The following is a 14,623-nucleotide window of genomic DNA, read 5'->3' on the forward strand; positions in this document are numbered from 1 at the left end:
GTTATAATGCGCCGAGTTCGGTCAGCGCCGCTGCGATACGCTCTTTCATCGCCACTTTGTCCACCATGTTTTTCAGGGAGACAATTTTGCCGCCAACCTGCTGAGCGACTAATTGCTCGGCAATATCGGAGGTGCCGACGAAGATATCGCTCTGGGTGCCTTTGGCTGAGCCAAGGTCGACATGGTCAACGTCAGCGTTGACACCCAGATCTTTCACAATGCTTTTGATGCTCATTTCCATCATCAGGCTGGTGCCCAGGCCGTTGCCACATACCACGGTGATTTTCATTTTGTGTCCTCTGGTGTTTATCAATAACGCGAAATAATGGATAAAATCTCTTCAACCGTCGTCGCAGCCATCAGTGACGCGGTATCTTCAGGGGTATCAAACAGCTGTGCCAGCGCGGTAATAATACCGATATGGCTGTTGCTGTCGGTCGCGGCCAGCACAATCAGCAGGTGCACCGGGTCGTTACCGTCTGAGTCAAAGTTCACCCCCTGCTGCACCACGGTCAGGCTGACTCCCATTTTGTGGGCGCCGTCTTCCGGGCGTGCATGAGGCATAGCGAGACCGGGGCCAACCACGTAATATGGGCCGATGGCTTCATGCGAGCGGAAAATGGCGTCTACGTAGCGCGCTTCCACCGTGCCGTTATCAAGCAGCGGCTGGCAGGAAAGCGAGACGGCGTGACGCCAGTCGGTGCAGGCGGGAACAATCTGGACAACATCAGCGGTCAGTAATTCTTTCAGCATTTCAGGTCACCTCTCTCTCATCGCTCGAGCAGAGTAGTGCCAGTAACGCTGGAATAATGTGACGAATATCTAAAAAGATAGCGCTAACTGTTATAACTATCACTAAATGTGATCGGCTTATCATCCGCCGAAGAATAAGTTGTTGCCTGAAGGTTGGCGCGGCACACTGCAACTGTGCCGTAAATGAGGATCAGGCGGGCCGATCGGAAAAATGATCGGCCCCTACAGCGCTATTATTCGGCCTTTGTAGGGGCTGACCCTCTTTTCGGTCAGCCCGCTTGACCAGATGATGAAAGGAGAAACCAGGATGCGAAAGCGGCGAAGTAGCGGTCGCGTGACACTGCAGGATGTGGCCGACTATGTCGGCGTCGGCGCGATGACGGTGTCGCGCGTCATGCGCACGCCGGAGCTGGTTTCTGAAAAGGTGCGCAGCAAAGTTGAGCAAGCCGCACGCGCACTGGGTTATGAAGCCAACCCCGACGCCAGCGACGTCGCCAGCAGCAGCGCCAGCCGCGTCACCTTGCAGGACGTGGCGCGCCACGCCGGTATCGGACCGATGACGGTCTCCCGCGCCCTGCGTGACCCTTCGCTGGTCTCTGACGCCTCGCTCAAAAAAGTGCAGCAGGCGGTCACAGAACTGGGCTACGTACCGTACCTTGCCGCCGCCTCGCTGGCCTCCAGCACCCTGCATACCGTCGCCGTGCTCTACCCCTTTCAGCACGATCGCGCCAGTACGCGCTTTATTCAGGCGCTGCAACAGACGCTGAGCAAACAGCCTTTCCAGTTAATTATGGCCTGCCACGAGTATCATCAGTACGGCGAAACGCCGCTGGTGGAGAAGCTGCTGCAGCACCGCCCTTCCGCGCTGGTGCTGTTCGGCGCGCAGCTGGCGAGGAAAACCGCCGATCTGATTGAGTCCTGCGAACTGGTGACCGCCAACGTCTGCGGCGCCGAGCGCTTTAACGCCGATATCACGCTGGATATTGCGATAAGCGATGCCGCCGAACGCCTGACCCGCCACCTGCTGGATAAAGGCTATCGCCGCATCGCTTTTATCGGCGCGCAGACCGACAACCGCCTGCACAAGCAGCAGCTTAACGGCTGGCACAAGGCGATGCTGGCGCACTATCAGAACGCGGACCTGATGATCACCGTGCCGGACGCACCGAGCCTGCAGTTTGGCCGCTACGCCCTCGGCCAGCTGCTACAGAATCAGCCGGACCTCGATGCGATTATCTGCAGCCATGAAGAGATTGCTTTTGGCGTGCTGGCCGAGTGCCAGCGCCGGTTGCTGAAGGTGCCGTACGACCTGGCGGTCGCCTGCCTGGACGGCTCCAGCAACTGTGACCACACATTCCCGGCGCTGACGTCGATGCGCCTCAATTATGAAAAACTTGGCCAGCAGGTCGGCGAGCGGCTAATGGCGATGCTGGATGACGCCCCGCAGCCGCTGGCCGAGCAGGCGAAGTTTACCCTCGAGCCTGGCGCCAGCAGCTGAAGGATTACTCCAGCTTTTCGTGGCTGATGACAAAAAGCCTGTGTGGATGATAATCGCGGTCTTCCCCCCAGCCATATTGCGCCCAGTGGTCGTAAAAATCGTCCCAGTTGGGGATAGCACGCAGGGGACGATCGTAGAAACGGCCGTCAGACAGATAGACATGGTATTCAGGCTGCGCCAGAGCCCAGGCAATCATCCCCTCCCAGAAGCGGCGGCCATCGCCGGTATGCTCGCTGTCGGAAACCACGATGGAATAGCGCTGAAGAAAATAGCGGAAGAAGCGCCGGGCGAGACCATGAACCGCCTCTTCGTGCTGAGGCAACACGCTGCGCCACACCATAATCTGCGTACAGCTGCGCCGCGAAGGGACGATAGTGTCCAGCAGCAGTAGCTTGACGGCATAGACGGTTTCCGGCTCAGCGCCTGCTTTAATCAGGCGATACTGATCTTCACGCGATGATTGCCGCAGGCGATACCCCGGCGGCACCGCGTAGTCAGTCAGGTAAAAATCATGCGACCCGCCATCGATAAATGCCTGGGTATGCTGGGTATTCTTCCCTGTTGATGTCCGGCTGAGTTTCTCATCGAACTCCGCCGACGGAATAAGTAGTGGCATCCCTGTCTTCCTCCCTGATTTCTGCATCCTTTCCCCTCCTGTGGCATAAAAACCGTTGCGCAGGCGGGCCTCTATTTCCAACCTAAGCCCTGCTGCTACTTTTAGCAATTATGCTTTTTTTTTATACAGCGCGCCGCACAAATTTCCGGCCAGAAGAGAAAAAAGTTCACTGGTAATAGCCGTTTATCACCATCTTCAGTTAGTCTGTTTGCCATGGTGCAAACGATCCAAGGAGATATTATGACTCAACCCGTAGCGCGATCCCTGACGGTTAACGAGGCGCTGGACGCCCTGGATAGCCAGTACAACGCGGCGGTCGATGCCCTGCGTGATGCCATTACCGCATTTATCGCTAACGGCGCCCTGCCGGATGCGGCACGCCGTGCCGCCGGTCTGTTTGTCTACCCGCAGCTGCGCGTCAGCTGGAACGGCGTTGCCCCCTCGCAGCGCCTGACCCGCGCCTTTGGCCGCTTTACCCGAGCCGGCTGCTACAGCACCACCATTACCCGTCCGGCCCTGCTGCGCCACTATCTCAGTGAGCAGCTGTCGATGCTGACCAGCGAATATCAGGTCACCATTGAAGTGCTGCCATCGCAGCAGGAGATCCCCTTCCCGTATGTCATTGACGGTTCCGGGCTGGCGCTGGATCGCAGCATGAGCGCCGGGATCGCCCAGCACTTCCCGACCACCGAGCTATCACAGATTGGCGATGAGAATGCCGACGGCCTGCTGCCACCGGGGGAAACTTTCCCGCTGTCGCACTTCGATGCGCTGCGCACCGACTTTTCGCTGGCCCGCCTGCGCCACTACACCGGCACCCCGGTGGAAGACTTCCAGCCCTACGTGCTGTTTACCAACTACACGCGCTACGTTGATGAGTTCGTGACGTGGGCCTGCGCGCAGATAGCCGACCCGGCCTCGCCGTACGTGGCCCTCTCCTGCGCGGGCGGCACTACGCTGACCCACGACACGCCGCACCCGGAGCAGACCATCTCCGATCTGGCATGGAAAAAACATCAGATGCCCGCCTGGCACCTGATTGCTGAAGACGGCCAGGGCATTACGCTGGTCAATATCGGCGTTGGCCCGTCAAATGCTAAAACCATTTGCGACCATCTGGCGGTGATGCGCCCGCATGCCTGGCTGATGATTGGCCACTGCGGCGGCCTGCGTGAGAGCCAGACCATTGGCGATTACGTGCTGGCGCACGCCTATCTGCGCGATGACCACGTGCTGGACGCGGTGCTGCCGCCGGATATCCCAATCCCGAGCATTGCCGAAGTGCAGCGCGCGCTGTACGACGCGACCAAGCAGGTCAGCAACATGCCGGGCGAAGAGGTGAAACAGCGCCTGCGTACCGGAACGGTAGTCACTACCGACGACCGCAACTGGGAGCTGCGCTACTCCGCTTCCGCGCTGCGCTTTAACCTCAGCCGAGCGGTGGCGGTAGATATGGAGAGCGCCACCATTGCCGCACAGGGTTACCGCTTCCGCGTTCCTTACGGCACGCTGCTGTGCGTCTCCGACAAACCTCTGCACGGCGAGATCAAGCTGCCGGGCCAGGCGAATCGCTTCTACGAAGGGGCGATTTCCGAGCATTTGCAGATTGGCATCCGCGCGATTGATCTGCTGCGCGCCGAGGGCGACCGCCTGCACTCGCGCAAGCTGCGCACCTTTAACGAGCCGCCGTTCCGTTAAGCCTGCTGTGACACCTGTCGCTGTTACAGGTGTCACATTTCCTTCTTGTGTCACTCCCTCTCCCCTCTGTAGAAACAGAAATAAACAAATAGAATCAGCAAATTACCAAAAAAGCACTTTATGGCACGCTTTTCGCACTATGTCGCCCTGAGTTCCTGCACCGGCCGCTGACTGCGGCGATGGACAGGTTTTCTTGTTCCACTCTCAAGGGAAATATGATGAAAGCAGCACGTTGGTATAAAGCGCACGATATCCGCATTGACGACATCGAGGAGCCGCAGGTATCCGCAGGCAAAGTCAAAATCAAAGTGGCGTGGACTGGGATCTGCGGTAGCGATCTGCATGAGTACCTCGCCGGCCCCATTTTCGTCCCGGTCGATAAGCCGCACAAAATCAGCCATGACATCGCCCCGATTGTGATGGGCCACGAGTTCTCCGGCGAAGTGGTCGAGGTGGGCGCAGGCGTCAGCAAATTTAAAGCAGGTGACCGCGTGGTGGTGGAACCTATCCTCGCCTGCCGCGAGTGCGAGGCCTGCCGCGAAGGCAAATATAACCTGTGCGGCGACCTTGGCTTCCACGGTTTATCCGGCGGCGGCGGCGGTTTCTCCTCTTTTACGATGGTTGACGAGCATATGGTGCACCGCATGCCGGATGGCCTCTCTTACGAGCAGGGTGCGCTGGTCGAGCCTGCCGCCGTGGCGCTACATGCGGTGCGCATGAGTAAGCTGAAAGCCGGGGATAAAGCGGCGGTATTCGGCGCGGGCCCGATTGGCCTGCTGGTGATTGAAGCGCTGCGCGCGGCGGGTGCTTCTGAGATTTACGTGGTGGAGCTGTCGCCGCAGCGCGCTGAGAAGGCGCTTGAGCTGGGCGCCAACGTGGTGATTGACCCGAGCAAGAAGGACGCTGTTGCCACCATCCGCGACCTGAGTAAAGGCGGCGTAGACGTGTCGTTCGAAGTGACCGGGGTGCCGGTAGTGCTGAAACAGTGCATCGACGCCACCCGCTACGAGGGCGAAACCATTATTGTCTCTATCTGGGAGGGCGAAGCCTCATTCCATCCGAACAGGGTGGTGCTGGCAGAACGCAACGTGAAGGGTATTATTGCCTATCGCCATATTTTCCCGGCGGTGATGGAGCTGATGACCCAGGGCTACTTCCAGGCCGATAAGCTGGTAACTAAGCGCATTGAGCTGAACGATCTGGTGACCGAAGGTTTTGAGGCACTGGTCAAAGAGAAGAATCAGGTGAAAATCCTGGTGCGCCCGCCGCAGTAACCGCTGCTATAGGGTCGACCTCTGCGGTCCCCCCCAGACATTGATCTGAATATTATCGCGGGATGACAGGTGTACGGTTTCAGGAGGGGGGCTGCTTTCCGCACCGGCATGAATACATCCCTGTAGCGAGGCAGCACGGCCATCCCTGGCCGTGGGCCTGCTGCAATCAGCCCGCCCTCCTTGCACCCAAGGCCCCAGCGTCGCGGTTTAAAGCCACAGCGAGCACGATGGTAACGGGGGGCTGAGCTCAGAGCGGTTTGCGGACGTTTAGCGATGGAAGTCATTTCTGGAGATAACTCAGGCTCTACCTTGGTCGCCACTTCCATCGATAGCAGCCTGAACTTTTAAGTAACTAATTGATAACCCGCCGGGGCCTGCTGCATTTCTTTGCTACTTTCATTTAATCAGATTTTAAAAAGATGAAGAGGCCGCAGGACCATTATGAGCAAGAAAAATCATCGTACAGTGCCTGGTGTACATCCATATGATGGGCCCGCAGGCGGCTGGGGAGCACTCAAGGCCACCGCCATTGCCGTTAAAAACCAGATGGATACCTTCAAAGCGCCGCCCACTTTGATGCGCACAAACCAGCCAGAAGGCTTTGACTGCCCCGGCTGTGCCTGGCCGGATAAGGACCATGGTTCAACCTTCCAGTTTTGTGAGAACGGCGCCAAGGCCGTCACCTGGGAAGCCACCACCAAACGCGTGACGCCGGCATTTCTTGCAGAAAATACCGTTACCTCCCTGCTGAAGCGAACAGACTTCGAGCTTGAGGGGTATGGCCGGTTAACCACGCCACTGCGATACGATGCAGCAAGCGATACCTTTAAAGAAGTGAGCTGGGACGAAGCATTCAGCCACATCGCCAAAGGTCTGGCAGCGCTGCAGCCGGACGAAGTCGAGTTTTATACCTCCGGCCGGGCATCTAACGAAGCAGCCTACCTGTTTCAGCTGTTCGCCCGCGAGTATGGAACCAACAATTTTCCTGACTGTTCAAACATGTGTCACGAAGCGACAAGCGTAGGCTTGCCGCAGTCGATAGGTATCGGTAAAGGCACTGTCTCACTGGACGACTTCGATAGCGCAGAGCTCATTCTCTCAATGGGCCACAATCCGGGGACCAACCACCCGCGTATGATGGGGACGTTGCACGAGCTGGCGCGCCGCAAAGTACCTATTATCGTCTTTAACCCAATGCGTGAACGCGCGCTTGAGCGTTTCGCCGATCCGCAGAATGTCATGGAGATGGCCACTTACGGCTCGACTGACATCGCCTCAACTTACTATCTGGTGCGCGCCGGAGGCGACTCGGCTGCGCTAAAGGGCATCGCTAAAGCGGTACTTGAAATTGAGGCCGAAACAGGCGCGGCGCTGGATCATGATTTTATCCGCGAGCACACCGAAGGTTTCGGGCGCTTTGCAACGGACATTCATGCCACTTCGTGGCATTCAATTGAGCATGACTCCGGTCTGAAGCAAGCGGAACTTCGCAGCGTGGCAGAAGCCTATGTCAAATCGAAGGCCACCATCCTGACCTACGGCATGGGCATCACCCAGCACAACCGCGGAACGGACAACGTACGCCTGCTGGTTAATCTGTTGCTGATGCGCGGCAATATCGGTAAACCCGGTGCTGGCGTGTGTCCGCTGCGAGGTCACTCTAACGTCCAGGGCAACCGCACCGTAGGGATCACTGAAAAGCCCGGCTCTGATTTCCTCAGCAAGCTGCAGAACGTATTCGGATTTACTCCGCCCGCTCAGCACGGTCACGATGCGGTGCAGGCGATGCAAGCCATGGTTGAGAAAAGAGCTAAGGCACTGATTTGCCTTGGCGGTAACTTTGCGGTGGCGTTACCCGACCCTGATGTCTCCTTTGCGGCGATGCGTGAACTTGAGCTCAGCGTCCACATCGCCACCAAACTTAACCGGACACATCTTCTGACCGGGAAAGAGACGTTGCTGCTGCCTTGCCTCGGACGCACTGAACTTGACGAGCAATCCGGTATCCGGCAGTCGGTCACCGTTGAAGACTCGATGTCGATGGTGCACGCCTCCTCCGGTAAGCTCAAGCCTGCATCACCACTGCTGCGCTCTGAACCTGCGATAGTCGCCGGGATGGCGAAAGCTTCCTTGCCGGATACACGGGTTAACTGGAGTGAACTGGTTGCCGATTACGACCTCATCCGGGAGCTGATCGAAAAAACCATACCCGGTTTTGACAACTATAACGCGCGTATTCGTCATCCCGGCGGTTTCCAGATGCCGCTTCCACCGAGAGAGCGCATCTGGCCCACTCAATCAGGAAAAGCGGTGTTTTCAGTCTATCAGGGCACTCATGAGGATTTATCCGTTGAGGGTGAGGACGTGCTGCGGCTCATTACGTTGCGCAGTCACGATCAGTACAACACCACAATCTACGCTTTAGACGACCGCTATCGCGGCGTATTTGGCCGCCGCGATGTGCTATTTATGTGCGATTATGACCTTGAGCGTCTGGGCCTGGAACACGGTGATGTCGTCGATCTTGAGTCAGCGGTACCGGGCTACCACATGCGCCTCGAATCCATGACGGTAGTGCGTTACGCTATTTCACCGGGGTCGATTGGCGCCTACTACCCTGAAGCTAACGTACTTATTCCGCTCGACTATATCGACAAGGAAAGCGGCACACCATCCTATAAATCTGCGCCAGTTCGTATCACTCTCAGGTCGCACGAAATAGCTAAAACGCCAGTGGGTTGAATCGTCGGGATAATAGATGCGGCAGGCGAAATGTCTGCCGCATCTTCAACTTATGGCGTTGACCGCATTTCAATTTTAAAACGGGGCGTAAAATCGAATAAAAAAGACGGCTGAAGCGTTTACACGATACTCACTCTGAGGATTATCAATATGACTCGTTTCATGCATGCCATCGCCCTGGGCTTTTTGTTCCATCCGCTTTGCTTATACGCCAGCCCGGTCAGCTACCGTATCGACACTCAAAACACGACAATTTCCCTCTCATGGCATGCATTTGGCAGTGTCTCTAAAGCCAGCATGGCAAAGGTGACGGGAGGAATTACCCTGGATGCAGGAGATGAAAGGGCGGACCGTATCGAAGTGACCATTCCGGCCGCGACCCTTGAGGCTTCCAATGGCCTGTTAACTTATCAGATGAAAAGCCGTCCCTTTTTTGATGCAGAGCGCTATCCGAACATCGCTTTCACCAGCAGTCGCCTTGTGGCACTGGGAAACGGACATTTTCGCTTGTTTGGCACGCTGAAAATCAAGAACGTCACGCGCCCGGTGATCCTTGACGCCTCACTGAATGGGAAAAAGGCGGTATCCTCCAGTACTGAGATCCTTGTTATGCATGCTTCAACAGCGATTTCGCGTTCAGCATTCAATATGGACAGCTTTGCCGCACTGGTGGATGACACGGTAACAATTAATATTGAAATTCAGGCCCGTCCGTATCTAAGCGCATAGTGACTAAACTGCCCATACAAGATATTTGAACGGGCAGCGATGAGCGAGAAGCGCAGTTGCTTTTGTAGCCGACCGAACCCTAAGCTAAACAGACCGCCTGACGTAGCGGCCGCCGTCACAGGGGTCATCGCCCCCCCTTATTCGGTGACCGGATGCCGTAACGCTGCATGCGTCGATAGAGCGTCATGCGGCTGATGCCCAGCTGGCGGGCCACCGCACTGTGGTTCCAGCGGGCGGCGTGCAGCTGCTGCATCAGCAACTGCGCCTGCGGCGGCAGGTCCGTGGCTTCCTGCGGGTCAGGCTGCGTGCGGGGATCGTCAGCGTGGGCCTTCAGGGTTTCCGGCAGATCGTCAACCTCAATCCGCCCGCCGTCACACACTGCGGCAGCGTAGTCGAGGACGTTACGCAGCTCGCGCAGGTTGCCGGGCCAGGCGTGCTGATGCAGCCGTGTGCGCGCCTGCGGCGTCAGTTCAGCCCTGCCCGCCAGCAGTCGGGCGACCAGCCAGTCGAGATCGCTGCGTGCGCGCAGCGGCGGCAGCGAGATGCGTGCACCCTGCAGGCGATAAAACAGGTCGGCGCGGAAACGCCCCTGCTCCACCAGCTTATCGAGCGCGTGATGCGAGGCGGAGATCACGCGGATATCGACGGGCTGCGGGCGGGTGGCGCCAACCGGCAGCACCTCCTGCTCGGCCAACACGCGCAGCAGCCGCGTCTGCATCTCCAGCGGCATATCACCGATCTCGTCGAGGAACAGCGTCCCCCCGTCGGCCTCCTGCACCAGCCCGCGCTTTGCCTTGCTGCCCGCGCCGGAAAAGCTGCCCGGCAGGTGGCCGAACAGCTCGCTTTCAATCAGCGTCGGCGCGATGGCGGCGCAGTTAACCGCAATAAACGGCCGTGTCCGGCGCGCGCTGGCCTGATGAAACGCACGGGCAAAAACCTCTTTGCCGCAGCCGGTTTCGCCATGTACCACCAGGTGCAGCGGCGCATTCAGCAGCCGTGCCGCCCGCTGCAGCTGCTGCTGTAGCGCCGCATCACCACCGCTCAGCGCTGCCAGGGGTTGCGGCAGTGCCAGCGGTGCGGTCATCACTCGCCGCGGCGGGCGCCGCGCCGGTTGCACGGCGGTCACATAGAGCCGCTCGCCGCTGTTGATCCGCTCCAGCGTACCCTGCCGCCCGTTAGCGCTGGCCAGCCAGTCCGGCAGGCTGTCGATGGCGGTATTAAACAGCTGTTCAATCGGCATCCCGATTAGCGTGCTGCGGCTGTGCGGCGACGGCGCCGTAATCCCCAGCTCGTGCTCCAGCATGCGCTGCGCACGATGGTTATGCCCGACCAGGCGCCCGCTGGCGTCAAAGGCGATCAGGAAATCCGGGCTAACCTCAACAAACGACGACGACGGGCTGAGCTTCAGCACCCAGTCGCTGCGGTGGCGGTGCTCAAACCAGGCGTTTTCAATCTGATGGGCGGAGAGTCTGGCGATCTGTAGCGCCAGCTGCTGGCTGGATTTCGACTGCGGCGAGGTCAGCGCGGAGATATCGAGAATGGCATTCAGCTGCCCCTGCGGGTCAAACAGCGGTACCGCGCTGCAGGTGAGCGGAATATGGGTGGCGTCGAAATGGTCCGCCTGATGCACGGTCAGCGCCTTGCCGGTCGCCAGCGCGGTGCCCACCGCGCAGGTGCCCGCCCAGGCTTCCGACCACTGCGCCCCAAGGAATAGCCCGGCGCGGCGCAGGCTGATTTCAGACCCGGCATCGCCCAGATAGTCGACCGTCACGCCACTGGCATCGTTGAGCAGCACCACATAACCGGCCTGAGCGATCTGCTGATACAGCACGCCCAGCCCGTGACGGGCAATGCGGCGGAACTCTTCAAGATTTTCGCGATGCTCACGCAGTTCGTTATACGGCAGAATGCGCGCTTCCTGCATGCGGCTCGGATCCAGGCCGTGAAACTCGACGCAGCGCTGCCAGGAGTCGCGAATGGTCTGGTCATGCTGGCGCAGATGTCGCCTCTGCGCGCCCGGGCTCAGGCTCTCCATGACGGTGGCAATATGTTCGCGCTGGCTCTGATTCACAACTCACCCTCCTGTGGAAATGACGCCGCTCTGACGGCGACAACAGAATACGCCTGTCGGCGATAAGTTGCAGAATATTACTCAGATTAATCAGCGTCAGAACGGTTTATCAACAGCGCAAAGCCGGTAACGATCTGCCAGGTGGTGATGGGGTAAACCGAGGCGCGCTCAATAATGCCGATGGGGAACAGCGCCGAGGGGATAGCCAGCATGCTGAGCAGGCCAAACCCACCGAGCAGCAAACTGAAATAGCCGAGTCCGGCGGGAAGGGGCCGACCTCCTTTTCCGCCCGGCGCGAGAAAAATAGCGTGCAGACCGACCGCGATCAAACAGAGATTACCGCCGCCAATCGCCATCACCGCGCCGGTTTGATGCAGGGTGATGCCGCTGCTGATGCCGCCGCTGTGAAACAGAGCAATCAGCACGCCGCCCGCGCCGTGGATGCCTGCCAGCAGCAGCGCCCAGCGGTTTTTAACTCGCGAGAAAAGCAGGATACAACCGCAGAAAAACAGCACTCCTTCGGCGGCGAATCCGCTGTTCATGACGTTATGCAGCGGGGAGCAGATCAGCGAGCCGCACTGGGGGACGCCAAGGTCGCTGATGTAGTTGAATTGATAGCGGTAAGGGGGGTGCTGCCACGCCAGCGCGCTGATGCGCTCCGCCAGCAGATAGATCAGCCCGCCCAGCGCCAGGCAGGCGGCGCCGATCCGGTTCCATCGCGTGAGTTTTTGCATAGTGCTCCTTATCGATCGCCCTGGGGGGGGGCAAGAGATAAAACGGGCCAGGCATGCCTGGCCCCTGCGGAATGATGCAAGCTAACCCGTGCGCTTACCAGCGGTAATCGACGGAAGCAACAAAGGTGCGGCCACTGCCATAGAAACAAGCATAGGCGTTAGAGCAGGATGCGACATAGTGCTCGTCGGTCAGGTTCTGCACGTTGAACTGCAGGCTGGTTCCCTTAAGCGCCGGAACGGCCTGGCCGAGCTCATACTTCACCATCGCGTCATACAGGGTGTAGTGCGGCACATAGTATTCGCCCGTGTTATCACCGCCCGCTTTACCGACGTAGCGCACGCCGGTTCCCACAGTCAGGCCGTCCAGCGCGCCGTCGAGGAAGCTGTAGCTGCCCCAGGCAGATGCCGCGTGGCGCGGAATAGCTGCCGGGCTGTGCCCCACTTCTGCCGCCGTATCCGACTCTTTCGTGGTGGCATCCGTGTAGGTGTAGGCGGCAATCAGCTTGATTTCAGGGGTTGGCTGCGCGTGGATCTCAGTTTCGATCCCCTGCGAGTTCACCTTACCGATCTGATTGTAATAGCGGGTGCCATCAATCGAGCTCAGCACGTTCTTCTGGTTTATATCAAACCAGGAGACGGTCATCATGGTATTGCTGCCTACCGGCTGGAACTTCATCCCAACCTCAGTCTGCGCGCCGGTCGTTGGCTTGAGCGGATCGGAGCCCGGTGCAGGCTGCGCCAGTACCGGTTCGAACGAGGTGCTGTAGCTGATATACGGAGAAACCCCGTTATCAAAGGCGTACAGCAGCCCCGCCCGGCCGGTGAAGGCGCTGTCGTTATAGGTCACATCGGTGTTTGCCAGGCGATCCTGGGTGCGCACCTGCGACCAGTCTTCGCGGCCGGACAGCACCAGGTTCCAGTTATTCCACGCCATCTGATCCTGCAGGTAAACGCCATACTGATTCAGCGTCTTCAGCGTGCTGGTAGCCAGCGCCAGATCGTTTTCATCAATGTCGATGCGCCCCGGATTGGTCCAGTCGAGGTTGTACTGCGTGCCGTAGGCGCGCGACAGCTTGAGGTCGATGTGGCTATAGCGATAGTCCAGGCCACCCAGCACGGTGTGGCTGACATCGCCGGTTTCAAACAGCCCTTTCAGCTGGTTATCAACGTTGAACTCATTGGTCTGTGTCTCTTCATGCTGCGGCATGCGCGTCATCACATGGTCGCTGTAGTCGTAGCCGTAAACCAGGTACTTATAGTCTTCATTACGGTGGCTGTAGCGCAGGTTCTGGGTGAACGAGACCGCCTCATTAAAGCTGTGATCCAGACTATAGCCGATGGAGGTTTGCTCGCGCTTCGATTTGGCGAAATCGGAGTCGCTGACGTTAAGGTCGTAAGGCACGGTGAAGCCTTCCGGCGTGGCGTACAGCGTGCCGGAACGCGGCAGGAAGTTACGCGATCCCGCTTTCGGGTCGTTCTGGTAGCTGGTCAGCAGGGTAAAACTGGTGTCTTCGTTGGGCAGCCAGGTGATTGCCGGGGCAATCGCCATCCGCTGCTGTTTGCTGTTTTTCACAAACTCGCTTTTAGTATTAGCGATGCCGTTGATGCGGTAGAACAGCGTATTGTCATCATTTAGCTTGCCGCCGAAGTCGAACGCCACTTCGCCATAGTGGCGGTTGCCGGTGCTGAGCTTCACTTCATGAATGCTTTCTGCCGTCGGGCGCTTGCTGGTCATCATCAGCAGGCCGCCGGGGCTGACCTGGCCGTACAGCACGCCGGCCGGGCCATGCACCATCTCTACGCGCTCTAATAACCACGGGTCTAACTGCCCCGCGCCGCCGTTCTCGGAGGAGAGCCCGTAGTGCAAACCGTCCAGCAGCTTGGGCGCGTAGCGGAAGCCGCGGCTGATCACTTCATCATTACGGTTTGAGTTACCGCGATAGTTGGTGACCACGCCGCTGCTGTAGCCCAGCGCATCCGCCACCGAGGCAGGTTGCTGATCGTTCATCTGCTCGCGCGTCACCACCGAGATGGTCTGCGGGGTTTTCCGCAGCGGGGTGGCGGTTTTGGTGCCTGAAGCACTCTCCTTCGCCACGATCCCTTTGGTCGGCGCGGTCACGCTCTCCTGGGTTTCTGCGGTCACGGTCAGGGTATCTTCTGCTGCCTGTACGGCTGGCACCATCAACAGCGTTGAAGCCAGTATTAAGCGCAGGGTGTGTTTATCCGTGTGTACTGCCGAGCCGGGTATTGCCTGTTTTTTAATCTTATTAAACATGTTCAGTTATCTCGTCTGGAACAGCCTTGTCTACGAAAAAAACCAGTAAAGCCTGCCAACCGATAAGAGCCGCTGGCTGGCGCAGGCTAAGATCAAGCATCACGTCGGCCACTGCTTTTGACGCGGCTTCTCTACCTTCTTAAAAACCCCTTAGCTTTGTGCCAGTTACAGGCATCTCAAGAAAGTTGCGTCGCATCTTATTGCAAATGTAAACTATTCTCAATACTATTCGC

Annotated in this window: 11 protein-coding genes; 5 read left to right on the plus strand and 6 right to left on the minus strand. The window is 58.4% G+C overall.

Going from position 1 to position 14,623, the window contains the following annotated elements; genetic code table 11:
- Position 1: 1 nt before the first annotated feature.
- Both ID864_RS07535 and ID864_RS07540 read right to left on the minus strand, forming a co-directional pair.
- Positions 2-289 carry a PTS sugar transporter subunit IIB gene (locus ID864_RS07535; RefSeq protein ID WP_048915634.1) on the minus strand — a complete coding sequence of 96 codons (288 nt, stop codon included), beginning with the start codon at positions 287-289 and terminating at the stop codon, positions 2-4.
- A 20-nt stretch (positions 290-309) separates the two neighbouring features.
- On the minus strand, positions 310-753 hold the full coding sequence (locus ID864_RS07540) for a PTS sugar transporter subunit IIA (RefSeq protein WP_048915633.1): 444 nt from the start codon (positions 751-753) through the stop codon (positions 310-312).
- A gap of 307 nt (positions 754-1,060) precedes the next feature.
- Here ID864_RS07540 and ID864_RS07545 point away from each other — a divergent pair, with 307 nt between their 5' ends.
- A complete protein-coding gene (locus tag ID864_RS07545) occupies positions 1,061-2,251 on the plus strand; it encodes a LacI family DNA-binding transcriptional regulator (RefSeq protein ID WP_191149656.1) in 1,191 nt (396 codons plus the stop codon).
- Between the two features lie 4 nt (positions 2,252-2,255).
- On the opposite strand, the gene ID864_RS07550 is transcribed toward ID864_RS07545, so the two are convergent.
- Positions 2,256-2,894: a hypothetical protein gene (locus ID864_RS07550; protein ID WP_191149657.1), complete on the minus strand. Its 639-nt coding sequence runs from the start codon at positions 2,892-2,894 to the stop codon at positions 2,256-2,258.
- A 213-nt stretch (positions 2,895-3,107) separates the two neighbouring features.
- Between ID864_RS07550 and ID864_RS07555 the strand changes: the two genes are divergently transcribed.
- The 4 genes from ID864_RS07555 (at position 3,108) to ID864_RS07570 (ending at position 9,310) form a co-directional block, all read left to right on the plus strand.
- Positions 3,108-4,565: an AMP nucleosidase gene (locus ID864_RS07555; protein ID WP_048915630.1), complete on the plus strand. Its 1,458-nt coding sequence runs from the start codon at positions 3,108-3,110 to the stop codon at positions 4,563-4,565.
- Positions 4,566-4,783: 218 nt separating this feature from the next.
- Positions 4,784-5,839: a 2,3-butanediol dehydrogenase gene (locus ID864_RS07560; protein ID WP_048915629.1), complete on the plus strand. Its 1,056-nt coding sequence runs from the start codon at positions 4,784-4,786 to the stop codon at positions 5,837-5,839.
- Between the two features lie 441 nt (positions 5,840-6,280).
- Complete coding sequence (locus ID864_RS07565) at positions 6,281-8,581, plus strand: FdhF/YdeP family oxidoreductase (RefSeq protein WP_099753296.1); 2,301 nt, start codon at positions 6,281-6,283, stop codon at positions 8,579-8,581.
- Positions 8,582-8,731: 150 nt separating this feature from the next.
- Entirely contained in the window at positions 8,732-9,310 is a 579-nt protein-coding gene (locus tag ID864_RS07570) for a YceI family protein (RefSeq protein WP_191149658.1), read from the plus strand.
- Between the two features lie 124 nt (positions 9,311-9,434).
- Here the strand turns inward: ID864_RS07570 and ID864_RS07575 are convergent, their stop codons facing one another.
- The 3 genes from ID864_RS07575 to ID864_RS07585 all read right to left on the minus strand — a co-directional run bounded on the left by ID864_RS07575 (position 9,435) and on the right by ID864_RS07585 (position 14,390).
- Positions 9,435-11,381 carry a sigma-54-dependent Fis family transcriptional regulator gene (locus ID864_RS07575; RefSeq protein WP_191149659.1) on the minus strand — a complete coding sequence of 649 codons (1,947 nt, stop codon included), beginning with the start codon at positions 11,379-11,381 and terminating at the stop codon, positions 9,435-9,437.
- Between the two features lie 86 nt (positions 11,382-11,467).
- Positions 11,468-12,115: a DUF998 domain-containing protein gene (locus tag ID864_RS07580; RefSeq protein WP_191149660.1), complete on the minus strand. Its 648-nt coding sequence runs from the start codon at positions 12,113-12,115 to the stop codon at positions 11,468-11,470.
- Positions 12,116-12,209: 94 nt separating this feature from the next.
- On the minus strand, positions 12,210-14,390 hold the full coding sequence (locus ID864_RS07585) for a TonB-dependent siderophore receptor (RefSeq protein WP_191149661.1): 2,181 nt from the start codon (positions 14,388-14,390) through the stop codon (positions 12,210-12,212).
- Positions 14,391-14,623: the final 233 nt, after the last annotated feature.

This window comes from Erwinia aphidicola (assembly GCF_014773485.1).
GTDB classification, from domain to species: Bacteria; Pseudomonadota; Gammaproteobacteria; order Enterobacterales; family Enterobacteriaceae; genus Erwinia; species Erwinia aphidicola.

Excerpts from the sequence above, each read along its gene's own strand:
- ID864_RS07555 (WP_048915630.1), top strand. The coding sequence starts at position 3,108 with ATGACTCAACCCGTAGCGCGATCCCTGACGGTTAACGAGGCGCTGGAC.
- ID864_RS07585 (WP_191149661.1), bottom strand. The coding sequence starts at position 14,390 with ATGTTTAATAAGATTAAAAAACAGGCAATACCCGGCTCGGCAGTACAC.
- ID864_RS07570 (WP_191149658.1), top strand. The coding sequence starts at position 8,732 with ATGACTCGTTTCATGCATGCCATCGCCCTGGGCTTTTTGTTCCATCCG.
- ID864_RS07565 (WP_099753296.1), top strand. The coding sequence starts at position 6,281 with ATGAGCAAGAAAAATCATCGTACAGTGCCTGGTGTACATCCATATGAT.
- ID864_RS07560 (WP_048915629.1), top strand. The coding sequence starts at position 4,784 with ATGAAAGCAGCACGTTGGTATAAAGCGCACGATATCCGCATTGACGAC.
- ID864_RS07550 (WP_191149657.1), bottom strand. The coding sequence starts at position 2,894 with ATGCAGAAATCAGGGAGGAAGACAGGGATGCCACTACTTATTCCGTCG.
- ID864_RS07535 (WP_048915634.1), bottom strand. The coding sequence starts at position 289 with ATGAAAATCACCGTGGTATGTGGCAACGGCCTGGGCACCAGCCTGATG.
- ID864_RS07540 (WP_048915633.1), bottom strand. The coding sequence starts at position 753 with ATGCTGAAAGAATTACTGACCGCTGATGTTGTCCAGATTGTTCCCGCC.
- ID864_RS07545 (WP_191149656.1), top strand. The coding sequence starts at position 1,061 with ATGCGAAAGCGGCGAAGTAGCGGTCGCGTGACACTGCAGGATGTGGCC.
- ID864_RS07580 (WP_191149660.1), bottom strand. The coding sequence starts at position 12,115 with ATGCAAAAACTCACGCGATGGAACCGGATCGGCGCCGCCTGCCTGGCG.